The following is a 21,543-nucleotide window of genomic DNA, read 5'->3' on the forward strand; positions in this document are numbered from 1 at the left end:
TCGCTATTCATGACAGCGCATGGGTTGATGTAATGCCACATAATCAAGTAATAGAAAAATTTGAGCTTTATATTGTATCTCTTTGGCTACTCTTTCTTCTTATTGTGGTTGTTACGGTTGATATTCCAATTTGCTTTGGCGATGGATGTACCTTTATAGGCTTTGGCGAACTGTTAAATAGAAATGTAGTGCCAGCAGTTGCAATAATTTTCATCGTTTTTGGTATGATCTATTTCTTGCGGTTTAATTATAAGATCGCTGGAAGCAAGTCGAACCCGGTTACCATTGAATCAGTTGAAGACATGAATTATGAGCACCTTACATTCCTAACAACATATATTATCCCTTTAATATGCTTTAATTTAACAAGCACCAGGTATTTAATCGCCCTCGGAGTTCTCCTGTTTGTTATTGGAATAATTTATGTCAAAACAGATAAGTTTTATGCAAATCCAACCTTGGCCATATTGGGGTTTCGTCTCTACTCTGCTGTGGTAACGAAGCGTACCGGAGAGAAGGTAAAAGTTGTTCTGATTACGAAAAGCCATCTCCAGGATGGTAAATATATTCAGTATTTAGAGTTGGATAGTAGAGTTTATTTTGCCAAGGAGAGATCATGAGTTTAGACAAGTTGCGATCTACAATATCTGGAGTCATTGAAGACAAAAAGTGCGATGCTGAATTCTTTTTTCTATTAGATTCTAATGGTGAAATAAGTATTAAGCGCGTTGATATGGATGAAGGTGCACATGAAGAGCTGACACAAAAATTCATCGCATCAATTGGCGAGGCCATTCTTCTTAATGATGAGATTTCACTTCTGGACATATCGGGTGCCGATGATCGCTCAAATGCAATTTATAAATATGATCTTCCAGAACTGCCTTTCCAACTTTCAAACTTAGAAACAGTTCTACAGTCAGATGATTTTCCTTCTTTTGATTTTAGTTCAGATGATCTTAAGCATCTTGAAGGAATATTGATTATTCTAGGCCATGGTCAAACTCAGATGGCTATATATAAACATCAATATCCTGTGGCTTTATTGAAGAGAGATGGGGGGTACTTCCACAGAGGAAGTCGATTGGTTCAACTCGATGAAGAAGTTCTCCGAATTAATTCAAAATTTGAGTTTATGCACATAGATGATGATTACTATATTGTTGACCTGAAAACTTTAGAGAGATTTTTTGGATTTCATGAAGCAATTAAAAATGTTGCTACTCAAGGTCTAACCAATATTCAAAACTCTGAATTGGTGGTTGATATAAGTCCTCTTGAGGGCCGTATTGATGATATATCTTTTGCAAGAAAGCTAGTGCGGGTTGCAAGAGCATCACCAGTACTCGGGGTTATACCGAATGAAGAAATTATTACTTTTGTAAGCACATATCCCGCTCTTCGTGGGAAGTTCAAGGTAAATGATGATGGCACTAAGCTTAGATTGGAAACTAAAGTATCTCAGAATCTATTTCTAAAGCTCCTGAATGATGACTTTCTCCAGTCCGAATTGACAAAACGTCATTATGACAGCTTGGCTAAAGACTCTTTGGAAGCGGTTGAAAATGAATCAACTACTGAGTCATGAGAAGGTCGAATATTTATAACGTAAATATCATCTATGTTGTTGAGATATTAAATCGGGCACAAATGAAAATCGGAAAGTTTTCGACACGCTTTATACGAAGCAAAAATCAATGAAGTGCTTTGAAGATAAGAAGCCTCAACTGCTCAAGAGTTGCGGAGCAAGTTGATATGTTTGGGTGGATTGAGAAGCTACTGAAAATCCCTGCTGCTGCCTCCTCTTCAAAGGAAGCAATACAAAGCGAAATAAATAAAGAACCAGTTCGCCGTTTTGTGCAGCTCTTCGAAGCTCATGGTGTTGCTCGAACCCAAATTCCACGCTTTCTGAAAAACCATGGAGTTGAAATATCATATGAAGACATCAATACAGACTCATCATTACTCAAGCGTCTTGATGAAGAGATGTTGGAGAAGTCATGTGAAATATTCGGAGTACGCCGAGAATGGTTAGATGGCGTAGATGATAGGATTTACCCCAGAGTAGGATTCTACAAAAATCTATCAGAATTTACTGAGTTGATGAGTCAACTACAAACGCAATCTGATGATATTGACCTCATTGCAATCAAGAGCCCAAAGAATAAGCTAGATAAGAACTCAGACAGCTTTAATAGCCCAATCGCCTTAGTCATTAAAATTGAAATTGGCTGGCTGGGAGACACACCAATATACCGATACATACCATGTGATGATGAATGGAACTGGGGATATTGTAAAGCACGTTTTGAGCTGAAAGGGTTGGCTCTATTTGCATGGCAGTTCCGTAACGTGGTGTTTGGTTGTCATATGCCTCAGAACACCATCAATAACATAATTCATGGCGTTACATTTCCTGGTCCAGAAATTGAAGCAGCAGGGCATAAGGGGCATTTCAGGCTCGATTATATGATCTTCACAGAGGATGAGAGCTGTGCCGCAGATGATCCGGAAGAGGCTCTCAAGGTAAGAGAATATCTTTCTGATACTGGGGACATAAAGAATTATGAATCTAAATACAAACCAATGTTTTTTAGCTAAAAGATATTTTTTGTTGCAAATACGCAACAAAAAAAGTCATGAGGATCTCTAATAATCAAAGCCCACGTAGGAATTGTTGCATATACACAACAATTCCTCAGAAAAATCAACTACTTATTGACAAATCGATAAGATTTGATATACTACTAAAGCTATCTGCAGAGCCATTCCTTTAAAAATCAGGCTTCTGTTACCGAGGTGGCAAACTCCATGATAAAGAAAATGTAATTCCAGTCAGGCTGTTGCCTGATCAAAACCATTTTGCTGTTTTTCCGCTGCGCTTATGCGCGGCATAGATGTCTATTGCCTATAAGGAGAATGAATGGACGAGAATTTAGACCTTTGTGCAGAACAACGATCAGAACACTTGATGTCTGATCATCCTCAAAATGTTCCTACAGTTGATCAGAAAGACGATAGCATCTTTGGTTGCGACCCATTCGGGCCAGTGACTGAAGATCAAATGGAGCGCATGAAAAAACGTTTCCAGGAAGCAAAGGATTTGCGCATGGCTGCCGCTGAAGAAGCGTCGGCTTATTCGCTAGAAATGTATGATAATGCTGAAGTGGTGCAGAGACTAACGAGTGTTGAACGGCAGAAGGACATGGAGCATTTACGCTCTATTTTACGAAAAATGCAGATTACTAAGTCTCGCCGCGAACTAACGCCGCAGCCTCGAAATTACGATGATCTAATGAACCGTCTATCTAAGCGTTACCCACATTTTGGTGATGTTATCGAGCTTCTTCGCGCAAGAATGAGAATGAATGCTTTGAAAAAGCATCCTACTGTAGATTTCGGGGGAAATCTTTTACTACTGGGTGCTCCGGGGTGTGGAAAAAGCTCCTTCTTATGTGATCTCGGAGAAGCATTAGGTACAAAATTCTCAGTCGTTTCCTGTGCTGCAGCTTCAACATCAGCGGAATTAACAGGGTTGTCATCTTGTTGGGGCAACGGCCACCCAGGCATTGTACATGAGCTTCTTGTTCAGCAGGGATGCGCCAATCCCATCTTTCTTCTCGACGAGGTAGAAAAATCTCAATCTGAGGGTCAGCAGCCGTTTATGCATGCTCTATACGGATTACTCGAAAAAAGTTTCGCTCGAAATTTCAAGGATGAATTTGTAAACGTGACTATCAACGCAAGTAAAATTAACTGGTTTGCGAGTGCAAATGACGTCAATTCATTAGATCCACCTATCCGCGATAGGTTCGAAGTGATTCATGTTAATGTACCTAGCCGTAGTGACTTAGAGTTGATCGTTCCTCAAATATACAAGCGACAGGTAGATGATCATGGGCTACAGCATATCTATGCGCCTAGCTTGTCGGATGACATCTTATCCTTGTTGCTGAAAATGAAGATTTCCTCAATTCGCCGAATCAAAGTGTTGATCGAGCGAGCATTGGCCAATGCCGCAATTCGTGCAAATCAAGATGGTGATTTGGTCCACTTGGTATGTGAAGACTTTCCAGATATGCGGTCTGAGCAAGAGAGTCTGCCCAGAATTGGTTTTATTTAGTCATGAAGGTACAAGTATTGTCTGACCTTCATCTTGAGTGTGCGCCCTTTGAGCCAAGGCTCACTGATGCTGATGTCATTATCCTTGCTGGAGATGTCGGGGATGGGTGTGCTGGCATTTTGTGGGCGCAGAAGGTGTTCTCAGTCCACGTAATTTATGTGTGCGGTAATCACGAATTTCATAATTCCGACTATTCTATGAAAGAACACATCGCTGAAATGAAAAATATTGCTGATGGTTCAAACGTACATCTGTTGGATAATGACTCTATTGTCATCAGCGGAGTGCGATTTCTTGGATCAACGATGTGGACAGATCTCAGGCATTTCGGCTCAGTACTTCATTGCGACTACGACCAGATTATTATGTCTCATGAGCCAGGATGCATCCCCAGCCATTTTAGCGTGGGTCACCAGCAGGCTCTGTTCGATACAAATAGAGAATGGTTAGCTAATGAATTGAGTCAGATTCACATAGGCAATACGGTGGTTATTTCACATCATGCACCCAGCCAGAAAAGTATTCACCCCAGATACGTCGGCCATCCTTGGAATTCCTGTTTTGTGACGAATTTAGAGGATTTAATGGATAATAGCGTTGATTTATGGATACACGGGCATACACATAGCAATTGCGATTATATGATTAACAATACCCGAGTAGTTTGCAATCCAAGAGGATACCCAATGGAGGTTGGTTGGGAGAATGCCGATTTTGATCCTGAATGCTTGGTTCGGCTCTAACAATGTGTGGTTAATAAATGGGATAAAGTATTGTGGTCAGTTGGAATCTACTACGCATGATTGAAATATGCTGTCCTGCGGAGCCAGGTGTCGCCTTCACCCCAGAGAGGTGATACCTGGATTTGCAGGATGGCAGATTATCTTTGCTGTTTTGTGGTGGGCGTGGAGCTCATGTGATATAAACTAAGACAGTCAAACATGTTTTGGTGAAATTAAATTGCTGGGTCAAACTACTCTGATTGATAACTCTTCTTCAATACTGGAACGTCACTATGAAAGCTTGGTTCAAATCAAACGATTTAAAGGTTATCCTGATGATCAAGAGTTATTTAAGCTGATGAGGTGATTGATTGAAGGAAGAAGCGAATGCTCGAATAGTTGATAAGCGTTGCTTGGACAGCGATGTATTGAAGGGTGAAACTAAGAAAAAACATGAAATGGAGGATATATGCATTTATCTGATGTGAAAGAAGTTGTTGAAACAAATAGCAAGGAGGCGGTTAACATGTATCTTGATGCTGGATGGACTCTCTTGGACACAGCGTCAGGGAAGACACCAGAATACGGCGAGTCTTATATTAAGTATTCATTAGGTTGGGATAAAGATGGTGTTCCAGTTGTTCCCGAGGGAGTTGTTGGTCGTGGGTGAAGGAAACAAAACTGAATGCATTGCAAACCATTTTGCAAACCAAATTCAAAATAATTAAACTCAAGGCAAAAGAAAAGCCTGTAAATCACTTGTTTTTACAAGGACTTACAGGCTTATGTTTGGTTGCGGGGGCCGGATTTGAACCGACGACCTTCGGGTTATGAGCCCGACGAGCTACCACTGCTCCACCCCGCGTTAAGGAGGCCGAACCATAGGGCGGACTGTCGTGGTGTCAACAAATAATCCGGCAAAGGCATGATTTATTTGAATAAACTCAAATGCAATATAAAGGGATCATTTTTTCATGCCATGCAGGTAGATGCATGCTGAATGCAGGCTAGTGCAGCTCAGAACAGATGAAGTGTCCCAAAATTGTCCCATTTTTGTCCCATCGACCGGTTGAGCCGACAGCCAACTCCGGTCATTCAGGGGGGGTACAGCAACAGCTTTTTGACGACTTTAGTGATAGTCTATGCTTCAATGCATATGGGGAGTTATTTATGCTATCAAATAGATTCCCATGCTCATTAATAAATAAGGTCACTTTTTGGGATAAAATATGCAATGTGAAATATGTAAAGTTGAAATGGTAGCAATTACTAAGAAGAATAGTGTTAGTGTGCTTGGAATTATCGGCGTGTTAATATTTCTTGTTGGGCTTGGATATGCTTTTGCTAATTTTTTGGTGGGAGTAATTATAATGGCACTTGGCATTTTTGTTGGCATGGCAATGAGAGGAGAAAAACTGACAATGACTTGTCCTAGTTGTGGTAATAAAACAAATCCTGTCTCTTTATAGGCTGAATTGTTTGTTATCTGAAGTAATCGTTAATTGATAGCTGAACGTCTGTTCATGGCCGTTATGTGCCGATCATGACGCGACCAAAAAAGACACTCACTTAATTAACCAAAGGTTTGAACTTAGCTTGCCATAATCATCGGATACATAAACCGAATCCTCTGCCCCGATATTTTTGAAACATGGGCGCCAGCGACTCTCAATGTACCACTCCCATATTTCTTATTAATGTCATCCATGGTGGTAAATATGGAGGCCTGTTTTGCATCACTTTTCATAACGCCAAACAAGTCAGGCATAGCATTTTCAGCGTTGGTAATGGATTCAGCAATAATGCCGCAAGCCCGATATAGCTCACTGGCCTGATAAAGCTCAGTCATCATGGCCTGAACAGAGTGGCTGAGTCTGAAGTAGTTGTTTGTCGGGTACTCAAAATCAACCTTGGCTGAAACCGAACTGAAGTCTTTAAGCCTCAAAAAAATACTAATGCGTTTGGTAAGTAAACGCTTTGTTACAAGCTCTGTGGCCAGCCGAGAAGTATGGCGAATCAAATGCGAGATAATGGTTTTCCTATTACCTGTAACTTCTCCCATGCTGGCAGTTCGGGCCATGGTTTTTGGCAGTTGCGCGTGCAGCTCTAGACCTATTGCAGAGGCTCCTCTCATCTCCAGCCAAAGATCAGTTCCGGCCTTCCCGAGAAGTCGTTTGATTACCTCTATGTCAGTATTAATAAAATCCATCGGAGTATGAATGCTAACCTTGTTCAAGGTTGCGAGCCTGTTGCGTCCAATGCCGCATACATCAGACAGTTTAACCCGTTCAAGAAAGAGTTGAATCATACTGGTGGGCACAATGGTTACGCCATTGGGTTTATTATATTCCGATGCCATCTTCGCCAGGATACGTGTAACGGATACACCGACCGATACGGTGATGCCAACCTCACGATGAACTGTGCGCCGGATGTCATGAGCAATCCCTTTGTAGTCCTTCTTCCAGAGCATCATCGTACCATTCAAGTCGAGGAAACCTTCATCGATGGAGTAGACCTCCATATCAGGTGAATAACGTCTTAGAATTGAAAACATCTTCTCAGAGATCAGGCCATAGAACCGGAAGTCCGCTGACAGGTAGGTGGCATGGGGCAAAAGCTTCTTCGCTTCCCATATCGGCATTCCAGTTGTAATGCCCACAGCCTTCGCATCATACGTTTTGGCTACCACGCATGCATCCTGGCTGGAAAGAATGCACACAGGTGATCCTCTGAGCTCTGGGCGGCGTACCAACTCACATGAAGCGAAGAAGCAATCCGCATCGATATGGGCAATGGCATTTGGCCAATTCTGGTCTGGGGGAGTCGTCATTTGCGAATCATGGTGTACGCTCGTACACTTGTGAAGTTTTATGCACCCTTCAATATGGTAAAGTTATTTTTGGTAGCACTTCGATGTTGTCGACCGTCTCAAGACGGCCAACAACGGACACACGACTGAGTCGCGCTTTCATCAAAATATACAGTAAGAATAAATTATGGCAGCTGTGCCTGCAGGTGTTCAAGACTTCGTTTGAGTTCGGCCACCTCAAAAACCCCTTCTAGGTCGCTCTCGATGATCTTTGCTAATAGTGCCATAAGTTCACCATTACTGGTTGCCTTCTGGTTATTTTCCCTGTCCAGCACACAGACAGTCCCAAAAGTTTCACCATTCGGCCACCTAAGCGGAAATCCGAGGTAATATACCATGCCAAGCTCTATATCCGGGTTGTGATTCCATTCTGGGTCACTCAATGCATCTGGGACCAGTAAAGGCTCCCCTGTGCTCATAACTGTTTCGCAATAAAGGCCACTGTTTAATTGAGCCCGCTCATTTTGTTTATAAGGGTTGCCTGCAGAATGACTTGAGATGAACACCTCTATCTCTGAAGGGTGGACTCTCATGATCAGGGCCGCTGGAACGCCAGAGCTACTGGCTAATAGGTCAGCAATTCGCTGCCATGTACTCAACTTCCTATCCGGAATATCGAGGGTTAATGGGGCAGAAGGTGACACCACTACACCACCTGATCCGAGATGAATTTTTCTCTTTCAATCATATGTCTATTATAGCAAATAAATGAATGTCTGCTTTAGTGTCACCTTCACTATCTACTCTGGTTAAGGAACCAGCCTCCTTAATCGCTTGGGATCAAGCAGGGCGAAGTAACCCTGCTATAATGAGGTCAGAAGCGTTGGGGAATGACCTTTAATGGCCTTCTAAGACGGTCAGAATACAATGGCGAGAGTCTCAACTTCTTTAGTGCGACAATTTGCCGCACTCCTTTGACATTGTAATTTCAGCATGTATTTGTTTGATTGTTTTTTATGCACATGCTTAGTAAGTACGATTGTTTCAAACTGATAGAAATGTCGCCTATCGGCATGGCTTTGTGCGGAACAGATAGGGTTCCAGTCTATATAAACAATGAGTTTACGAGAATCCTCGGTTATTCACCCGAAGAGCTAAAAAACATGTGCTGTACAGAGTTGACTCCAGCTGAGTATGTATCGCAAGAAATACAATTGTTTGAACAGTTGGCTACAGATAAAACTTTAGGGCCGTATGACAAGGAATACATAAAAAAAGATGGTTCCCGAATTAATGTTCGCATTAAAGGTATTTCTGTTGAACTGGATGGAGAACAGTATATCTGGTCAAGTGTGGTAGAGATCGAAGATCTAAAAAATGCAGAAAAAGCTACACGGATAAGTGAAGAGCGATTTGCACTTGCTATGGAAGGTGCGAATGACGGCTTGTGGGACTGGGACCTTAAGACAGATGAAGTCTACTACTCTCCTCGCTGGAAAGAGATTCTTGGTTATCAAGAGGACGAACTAGAACCTACATTCTCGACCGGGATTGATTTTGTTCATCCAGATGATCGAGCAACGGTAATAGATAAAGTTGAGCAGTATATAAGTGGCACTACAGACTCATATAACATGGAATTTCGAATGCGCCATAAGCTGGGGCATTGGGTAGACATTCTTTCTAAAGCCACCTTAGTAGCTGACAAGGTTTCTAATAAGCCGATTCGTTTAGTTGGAACACACCAAGATATTACTGAGAAAAAGCAAGCAGAGAAATGCTTATATGAGGCTAATGAGCGCCATAGAGATCTTGCTGAAAGCATGTCTGACTGGATATGGGAGGTGAATGCAGACGGTGTTTATACATACTGCTCTGCCAAAGTCAGCTCAATCCTGGGGTATCAACAGGATGAGATCATTGGCAAAAGGCCATTTGATTTTATGCTTCCAGATGAGGCAGGTCGAGTTGGCACGATTTTCAGTGAAATAGTCCAAGCCCAGAGGCCCTTCCGAAACCTTGAAAACTGGAATCTAACCAAAGAAGGGCAATTGATATGCCTACTGACGAGTGGGGTGCCAATTATAGGAGGTGATGGCGAACTGTTGGGTTATAGAGGCGTAGACGCCGATATCACCGATCAAAAAAAAGCCGAAGAGGAGTTAAGAAAGCAGTCTCAGGCCATCAAATATGGTGGCGAAGGCGTGATGATCACAGGCACCGATGGCTCCATTGAATACATCAATCCTGCCTTTACTGAAATCACGGGGTATTTACCTGATGAGATTCTAGGAAAAAACCCCAGGATATTAAAGAGTTCAGCCCAAGATCCTTCCTACTATAAAGCATTATGGGACACAATCAGCAGCGGAAGTGTTTGGCGAGGAACCTTGATCGATAAGAGAAAGGATGGCTCTTTCTATCCAGCCATGATGACCGTTTCACCAATTAAAGATTTAAATGAAAAAACCACACATTATGTATCCACACATAGAGATATGACCGAGCATCAACAGCTTGAGGAGCAGGCTCGGCAGTCTCAAAAACTGGAGTCGATTGGAACCTTGGTGGGGGGGATCGCTCACGACTTTAACAATATGCTTGCTGCCATCGAAGGGAGCCTATATCTAGCCAGAACGCAGCTAGATGACCACGTTTATGTGGAAAACATATTAAATGACATTAATAAATTAACTTCTCGCTCAGCAGATATGGTGAAGCAACTGCTTACCTATGCACGCAAAGGCAAGGTATCCATGAGGCCATTAATTCTTAATGCACTCATGGAAGATGCTTTCAAACTGGCAAACAAGATGATTCCAGAGAATATCGAGCATATTTGTGACACATGCAATGAGCATCTTATCATCAATGCTGATGCCACCCAGATTCAACAGGTATTGATGAATCTGGCAGCTAACGCACTCCATGCAGTGGCAGGAGTTGAGAATCCTAAAATTACATGCGGCACCAGCTATTTCAAAGCGAATGAGAATTTTATGCAGAAACACTCTCATTCGCAGTCAGGCGAGTTCGCCCGAATCTCAGTCCGTGACAATGGTTGTGGAATCAAGAAAGATCACATGGATAAAATCACTGAACCGTTTTTTACCACAAAAGGAGTCGGTGAAGGAACAGGCTTAGGGCTTTCTATGGTATATGGTGTAGTAAAAATGCATAACGGCACCTTGGAAGTTGAGAGTGAAAAGGGAAAAGGAACTGTGTTCCATATCTATATTCCATTGAGTAAAAGCCTGGAGATGAGAGAATCAGAAACGTCGGAGGCAAATGTTCCCATTGCTGGCAACAAGGAAACCATTCTCTTGGTCGATGACGAGAATGATTTACTTATTACATCTGCTCAAGTTCTTGAAAGTCTCAATTATCGAGTATTACAAGCCACCAATGGTGAGGAAGCGCTACAAATCTTTGAGGATGAACAAGATTCAATATCTCTAGTCTTTACTGATATCATTATGCCAAAAATTAGCGGTTTTGATTTAATGGAGCAGATATGGTTGAAAAGTAAGAATACCCCTGCTCTTTTTGCCTCTGGTTACGATGCAATGGGACACGAAATCCCAAAAGAGAAAGAGCAACAAGCTATCATTATTAGCAAACCATATTCGCCTTTAGAAGTTAGCTTCCACATAAGAGATCTTTTGAATTAACGCTTCCGGCAGTGGCCTCTAAACAGGACTAAACTAAAGGCTCTTCGAACGTCCGGTTTTGGCCGTTCTAAGACGGTCAGAATGCAAGAGCGACAGTGTCAATCCAGTGGTGCCCAGATTTGTTCGGACTGGGGAGCCGCATAGGACTCGAACAAATGATGGGCCATAGTCCCAAAAGTGCCCCATAAGAGAACAGTGGTATTACATTGTGGGGGGATGTGAGTTTAGTGTCCCAAAATTGTCCCAAATAAAGAAAAAGGGCCCGCAGTGATTAGCTGCGAGCCCTTTGTATGTTTGGTTGCGGGGGCCGGATTTGAACCGACGACCTTCGGGTTATGAGCCCGACGAGCTACCACTGCTCCACCCCGCGTTAAGGAGGCCGAACTATAGGGTTGGCTTTCATCGTGTCAACCGCCTTTGTTCATGTCGGGTGTGTGGTTGACCGGCAGAGCGGGTGGTCTAAAATCGGGTCGCACTACAAGGGCTGCATTAATAATCGTTTGCCAAGGATGACACGCCATTACCTCCCGACCTTCTCTAATACTTTTCGATTGCGACGGAACATTGACTGATTCTCATGGCGCCATTGTCGAGGCGATGCAGCAGGCATTCCAAAATTCCGGACTGGATGCACCCGATGCCGGTGCGGTGAACGGTGTGATCGGCCTGTCGCTGCACGAGGCGGTGCGCAGGCTGTTGACTGATCCTGAACAGAAAGCGTTGATGGAGTCGATCATGCAGGGCTATCGTGAGTGTTACCGCGTTGCCGAGCAGCATATAACCCTCTATCCCGGAGTGCATGAGGTGTTGGGCGAGTTGCGCAAACGCGGCTATTGGCTCGGGGTGGTGACCGGAAAATCACTCCCTGGAGTAAAACGGGTACTCGAAACATTTTCACTGTCTGATTACTTCTATGTGATACGCAGCGCAGACTGCACCCATTCCAAGCCGCATCCTGCGATGGTGAGCGAGTGTATGGCAGAACTAGGAATAGATGTAGAGCGGACCGTTGTGGTCGGTGATGCTCTGTTTGATGTGCAGATGGCAGTGGCTGCAGGCGTGCCCTGTATCGGTGTCTCCTTCGGCGTAGGAGAGCGTGATGAGCTTCTTGAGGCGGGGGCAGAAGTCGTCATCGATGAGTTTTCCACCCTGCTGAATTACTTTCCACCCCTTGTGTGAACCATGCTCTTTGACCTACGATGCCTGCCTGTCGAATCCATGCTAGACTACGGTTAAATAGGTTGCATAAGTCTTTTCATAAAAGGAGTTTGCCATGAAACCAGCCATTGCTAAAACAGTTCGATATTCTCTGATTATTCTGGGGCTGTTGATTGTCGGGTTGCTTGTCGCTCCCTTCTTTATCGATGTGAACAGCTACAAAACACAAATCGAACAGACAGTAGAGGATGCGACCGGGCGCAAGCTCACCATTGGTAACATCAATGCGTCGCTTTTTCCGTGGATCGGCGTTGAACTCGATGATGTGCATCTTGCTAACCGCGAAGGCTTTGCCGAGCGTGACTTTGCCAGTGTGCAGAAGCTGAATGTAAAGCTGGCACTTCTGCCGCTTCTGAGTAAAAACATTGAGATCAAACATTTCGAAGTAACCTCGCCCATCATCTATCTTGAGCGTCATGAGGATGGCCAGAGCAACTGGGATGACCTAGTGGCTTCTGATGATGCAGGCAAAGGCGGTGTAGCAGTGGATACGCCTGCCACACAACAACCCGCAGATGCGGCTGCATCTCCGGCATTGGCTGCACTGCAGGCGGAATCGTTAACGCTAAGCGGTGGTGAGCTGACTTGGGCCGATGCCGGGTCTGAGCCTGTGGTTCTCTCAGAATTGAATGTGGCGCTGAATGATGTGCAGCTTGAACGCCCGGTTGGGGTAACACTTTCCGGCAAGCTTTCGGGCAATGCCTTTGATGTTGATGCCACTGTCGGTCCACTGGGGGATCTGAGTAAAATTGATCCGGTCCAGCTGCCCGTGCAGGGGCATATTAAGGCAGAGAAGGTGGAACTGAAGGCTTTTAAAGGGTTCATCAGCGGCTGGCCCGAACAGCTGGGAAGTATCGATAACGCCTCGGTAGGACTCTCTGCCAATATTGAACAGCATCCCGATGGTCTGCGTCTCGCCGAAGGGGAGTTGATTCTCAATTCGTTGATTAATGTCAAAGTCGGCTGGAAGGTCGATATGGCCAAGGCTGATGTTCTTGAGGTGCGTCGAGCCACGCTGGCTATCAACGGTAAGGATGTCTTCGAAGCGCGGGGAAGCGTAAATCAGTTGAATACTTCACCGGCATTTCAGCTGCGCCTGGACGGGCAGCCACTGCAGCGCAGCTGGCTGGCCGCATTTGCCCCCGAGCTGAGCACACTGTATGCCGGCCATCCGGCACCCTGGAAACAGGTGAAGTTCAGTACACTTCTAGCCGGTGATGCCAAGCAGGTCGAGATTCGTGATATGCAACTTATGCTTGATGAGGAGCTGGTGCAGATCTCCGGTGCTGTGGTTTATGCCGTACCTGATATTCGCCTGCGTATTGCCACGCGCGAACTGCATATGGATCCGTGGCTTCCGCAGCCTAAAGAAGAACCAGTTACCGCTGGTGCAGTACCTGCTGGCAAAACGGCCACAGCCGGTGGCAGAGCTGCCTCCGAGGAGCCTGCTGTGGAGCCCGACCTTCGTTTTCTCAAACCATGGCGTGTTACCGCCAAAATGCAGGCCGGCACGCTTCACCTGCGCGGACTGCAGATGGGTAACTTCAACGTAAATATCAACGGCTCGGGTGGGAATTTCGATCTGAATCCACTCAGGTTCAATCTTGCCGGTGGCACTGTGACCGAAAAGGCGAGCCTAGATGCGGCTGCTTATCCGGCCAGGTGGAAAGAGTCGGTTCATATTACCGATGTGCAGGTAGGTCCACTTCTCAAGACATTGGCTGACATGGATATGCTCGAAGGCAGCCTCTCCATGGATTCGAGCCTTAAGGCAACAGGTCTGACACAGGCGGCGGTGAAAACTCTGAACGGGCGCGGCAATGTGCTGATGAGCAACGGCAAGATCAAAGGCTTCGACATCGCCGGAGCGATTCGTAAATTCACCAATCCAATGGCAACGATGGGTGCCAAAGAGACTGATTTCTCGCAGCTCTCAGGTAGTTTTACTGTGACAAATGGCGTGGCAGATAACCGGGATCTCTTTATGGCTTCGCCGCTACTGCGTGTGACCGGCATGGGAAGTGTTGATCTGGTGCAAAAAACGCTGGATTATCATGTGAAACCGCGCGTGGTCGGCACACTGGTCGGGCAGGGCGATACATCACCGGTACGCAGCGGCCTAACCGTACCGTTGCATATCACCGGCCCGTTTGCTGCCCCCAGCGTGAAGCCTGAAATCAGCGCATCGACGATTATCGAAAATGCGCCAGCACTTCTGAACAAGGGGAAAGTGGGTGGAACCCTTGGCAAAATTCTTGGCGGTGGTAATAAACCTGCAAACCAGCCTGCGCCGGCGGACCAGCCTGCACCACAATCACCTGAGAAGAAGTTACTCAAGGGGCTTGGCGGAGCGTTCGGTTTTTAGGAGCATATAGGCTTTGAAGGGAGGGTCGCCCCAGGGGTGACCGAAGGGAGAGAGGGAATATGCATCTGTTTGAACATCTCCGGTTGCATCCGGAGCGCCCCCAGATTCGCCAGATCAGGCGTGCTGCGGAATTGCTGCGCAAGGGGCTGTTTGTCGCCATGCCTACCGAGACGACCTATGTGCTGGTCTGCCTGCCGGAATCGGTAAAGGCTATCGCGGACATCACCAAACTCAGGCAACTGGATAGCTCGCACCTCTGGTCGCTGGTTTGCGATGACCTGTCACAGGCGGCGACCTGTGTACGTATGGATAACAATGCACACCGTATCCTTAAACGCTGCCTTCCTGGCGCCTTCACCTTTATTCTCCCCGCCAGTTCATCACTGCCACGGCGCATTTTTGGAAAACGAAAGGATGTCGGTATCCGGATTCCGGCGCACCCAATTTGCCAGGCGCTGCTTGAGGAGGTGGGGGAAGTGCTGTTAGCAACAACCCTGCAACTACCGGGAGAGGCTGAACCTGAATACGATCCGGATGAGTTTGTACCGCGCTTGAAACACCTCTCATGCGCGATCATGGATGCAGGCTGGGGAAGCTTGGTGCCGACGACAGTAGTCGACCTCTGCGGTGATGAGCCGGAGCTGCGCAGACAGGGTGCAGGCGAGTGGCCTGCCTGAATTACCAACAGCAATACAACAAATAAGCTGCATGCAGACGATCTACCGAAAAAAGTCTAAAATCGGCAAAATTTTTCCAGAATGGAGTATGGAATGAAAATATTTTTTGAAAAACTTCTTTGGAGTTCGCGCTATATGACGCTTCTGGCCGTATGGTCCTGTATCGTCGGTATGGCGCTGCTATTTACCCTCTCTGCCATCGATATGGGTAAGCTGCTCTTAGAATTCATTGATGTTTATATCTTCGGTCACGACGTTCCCAACTTCCACACTGTGGTGGTCAGCCATGTTATTACTGCAGTGGACGACTTCCTGCTTGCCATCGTACTGCTGATTTTTGCACTTGGTGTCTATGAACTGCATATCGATAAGCTCGATTTCATCCGCGATAATGAAGCTGCAGGCAAGCTTTTGCAGATCGAGAGCCTTGACGATCTGAAAGACCGTTTGGGTAAAGTCATCCTGATGATTCTGATCGTAACCTTCTTCAAGAATGTACTGAGCGTTAAATTCGATGATCCGCTTAATATCCTCTACATGGGTGGCGGTATCTTTCTGGTAGCACTGGCCAGTTACTTCGGTCATAAGGGTGGCGACAGTCACAAGTAGGTAGCGCTGGTGACCCGTAGGCTTCTTATTCAGCGTTTTCTCGATGTCGGTCTGTTTACGGCGACTATCGCAGCTGTAGCTCTCTCCTTTATCGAGGATCTGCCTGATTGGGGCATCATGGTGGTACTTATACTCTTTGTGGTGATGTTCTTCTCCCGCTGGTGGGCTGCTGAGAATCGCAGGGCATGGATGAAATCCAACTGGTTCGATCTGGCTCTGGTGGTACTGCTTTCATCCCCGATTCTGCGTATGCTGATGGCACTTCGTCTCGCGCATCTGCTTCCGGCACTTAGATTGGGCGTATTGATTCGCGCCAACAGGGAGCGACTTCTGCGCCTTCTGGTGTTATCAGGGGAGAGCCTTCCTGCGGCAATGGCGACGATGTTCGGTCTGGTCTTCGTATTTGGTGCAGCCACATTCACACTCGAGAGCGGCCATAACCCACAATTTGGCGAGCTCTCTGATGCGCTTTGGTGGGCTTTTGTGACGATAACGACCGTTGGTTATGGCGATATTGTGCCGATAACCTCAGGTGGGCGAGTGGTGGCAGTGATGACAATGATCTTCGGTATTGTCATCTACTCGCTTCTGGTGGCTAACCTGACTGTATTCCTGAGCGAGTACGGTAGAAGAAGTGCAAATCCTGCTGCCATTGCGGTAAGCAGTGACGAATCGAGCAGAGAAACTCCCGAAAAATAGACGCTGTGCAATTCAGCTCAATAACAGTGTGGCACTAATCACGTGCGATATTTCCCCTGAATGGTTGACATAGTCCACTTTATTGGGAAATCGATCTCCTTCAGACTCTCCTCACAGCCAATGACAAGGAGGCGAAAATGAAGAAATTATTTATAGCCATGTTAGTTGTATCATTCACATCGGCAGCTGCTTATGCAGGGCCACAGGAGCGCGGTATGGTTACCGGAGCCGCTGTCGGTGCCACAGCCGGCGCTGTGATCGGTTCGCAGACCAATGAGACTGCCCAAGGAGCGATTGTAGGCGCGATGTTCGGTGCTATTGCCGGCGCCATCCTTTCTGATGTGCACGCCACTCCGGTTCACTACTCAAATCACAGGCCTGTGCATGTGCAGAAGAGACAGTATCAGCATGTGCGTGAGCGCAGGCATGGACACTACCGTGATAACCACGCCTACCGAAATGGAAAGAGGTATGGGCGTCACGATGTGAGGCATGCAAACTATCGCGGTAATGATCGCTACCAGAGAGGTCACGATGGCCATGAGCGTCACGAGTACCGTGAACAGCAGCGCCAGAGTGACAGGCACGTCCAGAATTCACGCCTCCGTTCAAATGATCGCCAGATGTTCACGCGTCACAGCCTGATTCGTCCGGGAAGCAGAGTGGATCACTACGCCTACGCGGGTAGGTAACCAGCGCGATCACTAGAGCACAAAAAAAGGCCGCTGAAAAGCGGCCTTTTTTAATTGATGCGAGAAAGTTTTAAGCCAGCGTTGCTGCTGCCTTGGCAATACGATCAACGGCATCCTGCAATGTATCCTGACTGACAGCATAGGAGAAACGCAGATGACCGGGGGAGCCGAATTCAGTGCCCGGAACAAGCGCAACACCAGCCTCCTCCAGCAACCATTCGCAAACCTTCACATCATCACTGAGTGTAATGCCGCTAGGCGTGGTTTTGCCGATCCATCCTTCTACAGAGGGGAATACGTAGAATGCGCCATCCGGCATGATTGCATGCATACCGGGAATGGCATTGATTGCATTCACTAGCCAGGTACGACGGGCCTCATAAGTGCGAACCATCTCATCAAGTTCATCGGTCGGCCCTGTCAAGGCAGCCAGTGCCGCTTTCTGGGCGATCGAGTTGGGATTGGAGGTACTCTGTCCCTGAATTTTACCCATTGCCTTGATGATGGTTGAGGGGCCTGCACAGTAGCCAATACGCCAGCCGGTCATGCAGTAGGCTTTGGAGACACCGTTCAAAGTCACCGTCTGCTCTTTCAGGCCAGGGTTAACCTGCGCAAAGGTGGCGAAGGTTTTGCCATCGAAGAGAATTTTTTCATACATGTCGTCGGTGGCGACAATTAGATCCGGGTATTTGCGAACCACTTCGCCAATGGAAGCCAGCTCTTCAGCCGAATAGGCCATGCCGGTCGGATTGGAAGGGGAGTTGAGGAAGAGTACTTTGCAGTTATCGCAGAGTGCCTCTTCAAGCTGCTCGGCAGTGATCTTGAAATTGTTTTCGGCCATTGTATTCACAATCACCGGCGTCCCTTCGGCCAGCTTGACCATATCAGGATAGGAAACCCAGTAGGGGGCGGGGATAACCGCACGTTGGCCTGGATCCATCACCGCCATCAGCAGGTTGAAGATGCACTGTTTACCGCCGGTGGAGACAAGAATGTCATTGGGGGAATAGTCGAGGTCGTTATCCCGCTTGAACTTTTCCGCAATCGCCTTGCGTAGCTCAGGGATTCCGGCTACAGCAGTGTAGCGGGTGAAACCGTCATTGATCGCCGCAATACCCGCATCACGGGCGGCTTTCGGCGTTTCGAAATCTGGTTCGCCGACGGAGAGTGAAATGACACTTCTTCCTGCGGCCCTCATTTCTGCTGCCTTGGCGGTGATGGCTAATGTAGCTGATGGTTTAACCTGTTGTACGCGATTGGATAGTCTTCTCATAGTACCCTTAATGATGCCATGAAAATGGGAATGCTCAAGAGACTCTGCTTACTACCCTTTTTTACTGGAGCAGTTTCCATGAGGGTTTTGGCCATGTACCACCAAGGGAGTAGAGTGATTTCCTGTCTGTACTTTCCACTGTCCCCTGAATAGCTCCATCAGCAGCAACCTCCGCTTTTCCGCGTAGCTGGACGCCATTGTAGTTGAGGTTGACCTGGTCGAAGTCGACCTGTTGTTCACGCAGACGGAAGCGGAACCCCAGTTGATTAAATGCATGCGAGATCTGTTCCGGTTTTTTAATGCCAAGGTGTTCAGTCAGGGTGTCGGCTTTGCTCTCTCTGCTCCATTCACCGTTGTAGATCAGGATGTCTCCATTGCTCTGTTGCCAGCTGTCAGCCTGCAGGCTGGGAAAGCTTCCTTGTAGCTCGATATTGGCGTGAAGCCTGCCTTTAAGCTCAGCCTGCAAAATTGGCGTCAACCCCTTGATCTGTTCGCTACGGATATTTTTCAGGCGCATTTTTCCGCTAACAGCATATTTGTCAGCCGCAGGCGTGATAACCAGTTTCGTGGAAAACAGCTGCCCATCGGCAATTGAGCCCTGAATATTCTCAAGGTCCAGTTGGCCCCTGTGCATCCTGTAGTAGCCGTGAATATCCTGTAGTTCATTCTCAAGCATTGTCAGCTGGGCGTGATGAATACGTCCACGAATGTTTTTTCCCTCCAGAAAAGCGGGTGGATCGGGGTAGCTGCTGAAGTCGAGCTTTGCTTCAAGAATGTCTACATCGCCGGTACCTGTGGCAAAGCTAACTTCCCCCTGTAGTTCCGCCTGACCCTGCGGCCCATGCAGCATAAGATGCGATGATTCAAGTTGTCCCTTAATTGCCTTGACTGCTCCGCTGGCATGCCATTGTGGATCACCAAAGTTCTGCAGGTGCCATGACCCACTCATGTGAGTAGCCCAGCCAAAATTATTTTTGCCGCCATCTTCCCAAGCTGTTTTTCCATCTCCCTCCAGGTCTCCACGCAATGTACTCAACCCATCGGGAAGTAATACAGCATGGTTATGCAGTTGGTCAAAATGAACACTGAGCTTCTTTATCTCCAGTTGATGCTGGCTGGTGTGCATCCAGCGGGCGAGCTGCAGCGAGGAGTTATCCAGATGACACTCTCTCAGTGTTACCACATCCGGAGTGGTCGCTGTCTTTGGCCACCTGATTTCCACATTGCATGCAGCTTCGATATTCTCCGGTTTTTTAAAAAGTGAAGGGTAGGAGAGAGCTGCCGTTTTGCCGTCAAGCTCCAGCCTGAGGATTTTTCCGCTGATATGCTGGTGCAAGCCAATCGTTCCGTTCATTAACCCGGTCGCCTCAAGCTGAGGGTCGATCTCCAGTGAGCTGAGCAGAAGATTGGCAAGTGGTTGCCAGAGTGGTGCATCCACATCGCTGGCATTGATTTGCATCTCCTTGATGCCTGACTTTTTCTGCACGCTCTCGATCACCAGTTCGCCTTTTGCGTCAGGGGAAGTCAGGGCTGCTTTGACGAGCCAGCTCTTGTTGTCGCCCTGCAACTCCGCTGTTTGCAATAGTATTTCGGGCAGTTGGTGTCCTGTCTCTTTATATCGATATGAAGCATCCTTCAGCCTGAATGCAGCGCTACTGTCCCAGCCCTGATCATCCCACTGAACAACAGCATTAATATCTGTCAGGCCGTTGATCTGCTTGTGGAATGAGACCGTCTTTGGAATAAGTGGAAACCAGGTTTTCAGTTCGATATTTGTTGCATCCAGTGCTGTTTCACACTGCTCATTCCTGCATTCGCCATCAATGGCAATCACTGCATCTTCATTAAAATGGATAAAGCTGTCGTGCCAGATCAGGACACCGGTTTCAGGATGCTCCAGTTTGCCCCGTAACCTCAATGGTGGCTCTTCCGTGGCACCATTGAGGCTCAGTTCTCCAAATACTGCCCAGCTCTGATTGCGGGTGATGTCGAGTGTCAGCGAGCCGCTGATTTTGCCTTGTGACTGATCAAACCATGAGAAAATTGATTCGGGGGTTACGGCGCGAAGCGGAGCCACCGGCACGTGATCAAACTTGAGTTTTCCGAATCCCGAGGAGATTTCACCATTGTAGAAGTTCAAAAGGCCGTGGCCGCTGATGGAGTGACCATCCTGTTTTGCCTGTAGCTCCCATAGCGTCTCACGGTTAGCGCCGATATTCCTCAGCTCCAGATGCAAATTATTCAGCAGTTCGGAACCGTCAAATGTCCTGATCTGGCTGCGTACAAGTTTGATGCGTTCAAAGGGTAGCGATGAGATGGCCGTTGAGGTGGGTTGAAGCGCCTCTGGCCGCACCATGATGACCGCATCGTGGATATCCAGCGTATCAACTTCAACCTTGCCGAGCAGCAGTGGCAGCAGGCGGATGCCGATATTCATATGCCCGGCATCCACCCGGTAGTGCTCCTGCTTTAGTATTACCTCATCCAGCCTTACGCCAATACCATGCAAAAATGAGAGCGAGCTTTTTTTGGCTTCCAGTCCACTTTCGGTAAAACCCTGCACCTCCTGACGGATATAGCTGTTCAGGCTCTCGATATCGATCCGCATGACCAGCGTCACGCCAAGAGCAAGCAGTAGTGCGCCGGCTATAGCTATCCTGCGCACTTTAACTCTCATGGTGA

The 21,543-nt window shown here is 46.9% G+C and carries 19 protein-coding genes and 2 tRNA genes; 15 read left to right on the forward strand and 6 right to left on the reverse strand.

The features are described from left to right. The first annotated feature begins 32 nt into the window (after window positions 1-32). The 7 genes from kwaA to Ga0123461_RS03530 all read left to right on the forward strand — a co-directional run bounded on the left by kwaA (window position 33) and on the right by Ga0123461_RS03530 (window position 5,515). A complete protein-coding gene (kwaA, locus tag Ga0123461_RS03505; RefSeq protein ID WP_100277062.1) occupies window positions 33-620 on the forward strand; it encodes an anti-phage protein KwaA in 588 nt (195 codons plus the stop codon). Further along, window positions 617-1,588: an anti-phage protein KwaB gene (gene kwaB / locus Ga0123461_RS03510; RefSeq protein ID WP_100277063.1), complete on the forward strand. Its 972-nt coding sequence runs from the start codon at window positions 617-619 to the stop codon at window positions 1,586-1,588. Before kwaA ends, kwaB begins: the two co-directional genes overlap by 4 nt. A gap of 167 nt (window positions 1,589-1,755) precedes the next feature. After that, entirely contained in the window at window positions 1,756-2,601 is an 846-nt protein-coding gene (locus Ga0123461_RS03515) for a hypothetical protein (protein WP_100277064.1), read from the forward strand. Between the two features lie 322 nt (window positions 2,602-2,923). Beyond that, on the forward strand, window positions 2,924-4,123 hold the full coding sequence (locus tag Ga0123461_RS03520) for an AAA family ATPase (protein WP_100277065.1): 1,200 nt from the start codon (window positions 2,924-2,926) through the stop codon (window positions 4,121-4,123). A 2-nt stretch (window positions 4,124-4,125) separates the two neighbouring features. Next, window positions 4,126-4,866, forward strand: coding sequence for a metallophosphoesterase (locus tag Ga0123461_RS03525; RefSeq protein ID WP_100277066.1), 741 nt, complete (start codon window positions 4,126-4,128; stop codon window positions 4,864-4,866). Window positions 4,867-5,083: 217 nt separating this feature from the next. After that, a complete protein-coding gene (locus Ga0123461_RS12770) occupies window positions 5,084-5,212 on the forward strand; it encodes an NIF family HAD-type phosphatase (protein WP_418289018.1) in 129 nt (42 codons plus the stop codon). Window positions 5,213-5,314: 102 nt separating this feature from the next. After that, window positions 5,315-5,515, forward strand: a complete 201-nt coding sequence (locus Ga0123461_RS03530) for a hypothetical protein (RefSeq protein ID WP_100277067.1) — start codon at window positions 5,315-5,317, stop codon at window positions 5,513-5,515. Between the two features lie 120 nt (window positions 5,516-5,635). On the opposite strand, the gene Ga0123461_RS03535 is transcribed toward Ga0123461_RS03530, so the two are convergent. After that, window positions 5,636-5,710, reverse strand: a tRNA-Met gene (locus tag Ga0123461_RS03535). Window positions 5,711-6,074: 364 nt separating this feature from the next. On the opposite strand from Ga0123461_RS03535, the gene Ga0123461_RS03540 reads away from it, so the two are divergent. Then, entirely contained in the window at window positions 6,075-6,314 is a 240-nt protein-coding gene (locus Ga0123461_RS03540) for a hypothetical protein (protein ID WP_100277068.1), read from the forward strand. Window positions 6,315-6,436: 122 nt separating this feature from the next. Here the strand turns inward: Ga0123461_RS03540 and Ga0123461_RS03545 are convergent, their stop codons facing one another. Both Ga0123461_RS03545 and Ga0123461_RS03550 read right to left on the reverse strand, forming a co-directional pair. Continuing rightward, on the reverse strand, window positions 6,437-7,678 hold the full coding sequence (locus tag Ga0123461_RS03545) for a DNA polymerase Y family protein (protein WP_100277069.1): 1,242 nt from the start codon (window positions 7,676-7,678) through the stop codon (window positions 6,437-6,439). A 164-nt stretch (window positions 7,679-7,842) separates the two neighbouring features. Further along, window positions 7,843-8,364 (reverse strand): GAF domain-containing protein, encoded by a 522-nt coding sequence (locus Ga0123461_RS03550; RefSeq protein ID WP_335645319.1) that lies wholly within the window; start codon window positions 8,362-8,364, stop codon window positions 7,843-7,845. Between the two features lie 351 nt (window positions 8,365-8,715). Here Ga0123461_RS03550 and Ga0123461_RS03555 point away from each other — a divergent pair, with 351 nt between their 5' ends. Continuing rightward, window positions 8,716-11,328 carry a hybrid sensor histidine kinase/response regulator gene (locus Ga0123461_RS03555; RefSeq protein ID WP_232710335.1) on the forward strand — a complete coding sequence of 871 codons (2,613 nt, stop codon included), beginning with the start codon at window positions 8,716-8,718 and terminating at the stop codon, window positions 11,326-11,328. A 295-nt stretch (window positions 11,329-11,623) separates the two neighbouring features. On the opposite strand, the gene Ga0123461_RS03560 is transcribed toward Ga0123461_RS03555, so the two are convergent. Further along, window positions 11,624-11,698 (reverse strand) — tRNA-Met (locus Ga0123461_RS03560). Between the two features lie 170 nt (window positions 11,699-11,868). On the opposite strand from Ga0123461_RS03560, the gene Ga0123461_RS03565 reads away from it, so the two are divergent. The 6 genes from Ga0123461_RS03565 to Ga0123461_RS03590 all read left to right on the forward strand — a co-directional run bounded on the left by Ga0123461_RS03565 (window position 11,869) and on the right by Ga0123461_RS03590 (window position 17,588). Continuing rightward, complete coding sequence (locus Ga0123461_RS03565) at window positions 11,869-12,507, forward strand: HAD-IIIA family hydrolase (protein ID WP_257790598.1); 639 nt, start codon at window positions 11,869-11,871, stop codon at window positions 12,505-12,507. A gap of 94 nt (window positions 12,508-12,601) precedes the next feature. After that, complete coding sequence (locus tag Ga0123461_RS03570; RefSeq protein ID WP_100277073.1) at window positions 12,602-14,911, forward strand: AsmA family protein; 2,310 nt, start codon at window positions 12,602-12,604, stop codon at window positions 14,909-14,911. A 59-nt stretch (window positions 14,912-14,970) separates the two neighbouring features. Then, window positions 14,971-15,588, forward strand: coding sequence for an L-threonylcarbamoyladenylate synthase (locus tag Ga0123461_RS03575; protein WP_100277074.1), 618 nt, complete (start codon window positions 14,971-14,973; stop codon window positions 15,586-15,588). A gap of 93 nt (window positions 15,589-15,681) precedes the next feature. Then, entirely contained in the window at window positions 15,682-16,197 is a 516-nt protein-coding gene (locus Ga0123461_RS03580; protein WP_100277075.1) for a YqhA family protein, read from the forward strand. 9 nt (window positions 16,198-16,206) lie between these two features. Beyond that, window positions 16,207-16,896, forward strand: coding sequence for a potassium channel family protein (locus tag Ga0123461_RS03585; RefSeq protein ID WP_100277076.1), 690 nt, complete (start codon window positions 16,207-16,209; stop codon window positions 16,894-16,896). A gap of 137 nt (window positions 16,897-17,033) precedes the next feature. Then, window positions 17,034-17,588 (forward strand): YMGG-like glycine zipper-containing protein, encoded by a 555-nt coding sequence (locus Ga0123461_RS03590; protein WP_100277077.1) that lies wholly within the window; start codon window positions 17,034-17,036, stop codon window positions 17,586-17,588. Window positions 17,589-17,658: 70 nt separating this feature from the next. Here the strand turns inward: Ga0123461_RS03590 and Ga0123461_RS03595 are convergent, their stop codons facing one another. Both Ga0123461_RS03595 and Ga0123461_RS03600 read right to left on the reverse strand, forming a co-directional pair. Further along, window positions 17,659-18,861 (reverse strand): pyridoxal phosphate-dependent aminotransferase, encoded by a 1,203-nt coding sequence (locus tag Ga0123461_RS03595; RefSeq protein WP_100277078.1) that lies wholly within the window; start codon window positions 18,859-18,861, stop codon window positions 17,659-17,661. 61 nt (window positions 18,862-18,922) lie between these two features. Then, window positions 18,923-21,538 (reverse strand): AsmA family protein, encoded by a 2,616-nt coding sequence (locus tag Ga0123461_RS03600; RefSeq protein WP_157819210.1) that lies wholly within the window; start codon window positions 21,536-21,538, stop codon window positions 18,923-18,925. Window positions 21,539-21,543 lie beyond the last annotated feature (5 nt).

Source organism: Mariprofundus aestuarium (assembly GCF_002795805.1).
GTDB lineage: Bacteria > Pseudomonadota > Zetaproteobacteria > Mariprofundales > Mariprofundaceae > Mariprofundus > Mariprofundus aestuarium.

Bases quoted from the DNA above. Each gene is read 5' to 3' on its own strand.
- Ga0123461_RS03595 (WP_100277078.1), bottom strand. From the start codon at position 18,861: ATGAGAAGACTATCCAATCGCGTACAACAGGTTAAACCATCAGCTACA.
- Ga0123461_RS03555 (WP_232710335.1), top strand. From the start codon at position 8,716: ATGTCGCCTATCGGCATGGCTTTGTGCGGAACAGATAGGGTTCCAGTC.
- Ga0123461_RS03540 (WP_100277068.1), top strand. From the start codon at position 6,075: ATGCAATGTGAAATATGTAAAGTTGAAATGGTAGCAATTACTAAGAAG.
- Ga0123461_RS03600 (WP_157819210.1), bottom strand. From the start codon at position 21,538: ATGAGAGTTAAAGTGCGCAGGATAGCTATAGCCGGCGCACTACTGCTT.
- Ga0123461_RS03525 (WP_100277066.1), top strand. From the start codon at position 4,126: ATGAAGGTACAAGTATTGTCTGACCTTCATCTTGAGTGTGCGCCCTTT.
- kwaB (WP_100277063.1), top strand. From the start codon at position 617: ATGAGTTTAGACAAGTTGCGATCTACAATATCTGGAGTCATTGAAGAC.
- kwaA (WP_100277062.1), top strand. From the start codon at position 33: ATGCCACATAATCAAGTAATAGAAAAATTTGAGCTTTATATTGTATCT.
- Ga0123461_RS03590 (WP_100277077.1), top strand. From the start codon at position 17,034: ATGAAGAAATTATTTATAGCCATGTTAGTTGTATCATTCACATCGGCA.
- Ga0123461_RS03575 (WP_100277074.1), top strand. From the start codon at position 14,971: ATGCATCTGTTTGAACATCTCCGGTTGCATCCGGAGCGCCCCCAGATT.
- Ga0123461_RS03570 (WP_100277073.1), top strand. From the start codon at position 12,602: ATGAAACCAGCCATTGCTAAAACAGTTCGATATTCTCTGATTATTCTG.
- Ga0123461_RS03520 (WP_100277065.1), top strand. From the start codon at position 2,924: ATGGACGAGAATTTAGACCTTTGTGCAGAACAACGATCAGAACACTTG.
- Ga0123461_RS03515 (WP_100277064.1), top strand. From the start codon at position 1,756: ATGTTTGGGTGGATTGAGAAGCTACTGAAAATCCCTGCTGCTGCCTCC.
- Ga0123461_RS03545 (WP_100277069.1), bottom strand. From the start codon at position 7,678: ATGACGACTCCCCCAGACCAGAATTGGCCAAATGCCATTGCCCATATC.
- Ga0123461_RS03580 (WP_100277075.1), top strand. From the start codon at position 15,682: ATGAAAATATTTTTTGAAAAACTTCTTTGGAGTTCGCGCTATATGACG.
- Ga0123461_RS03530 (WP_100277067.1), top strand. From the start codon at position 5,315: ATGCATTTATCTGATGTGAAAGAAGTTGTTGAAACAAATAGCAAGGAG.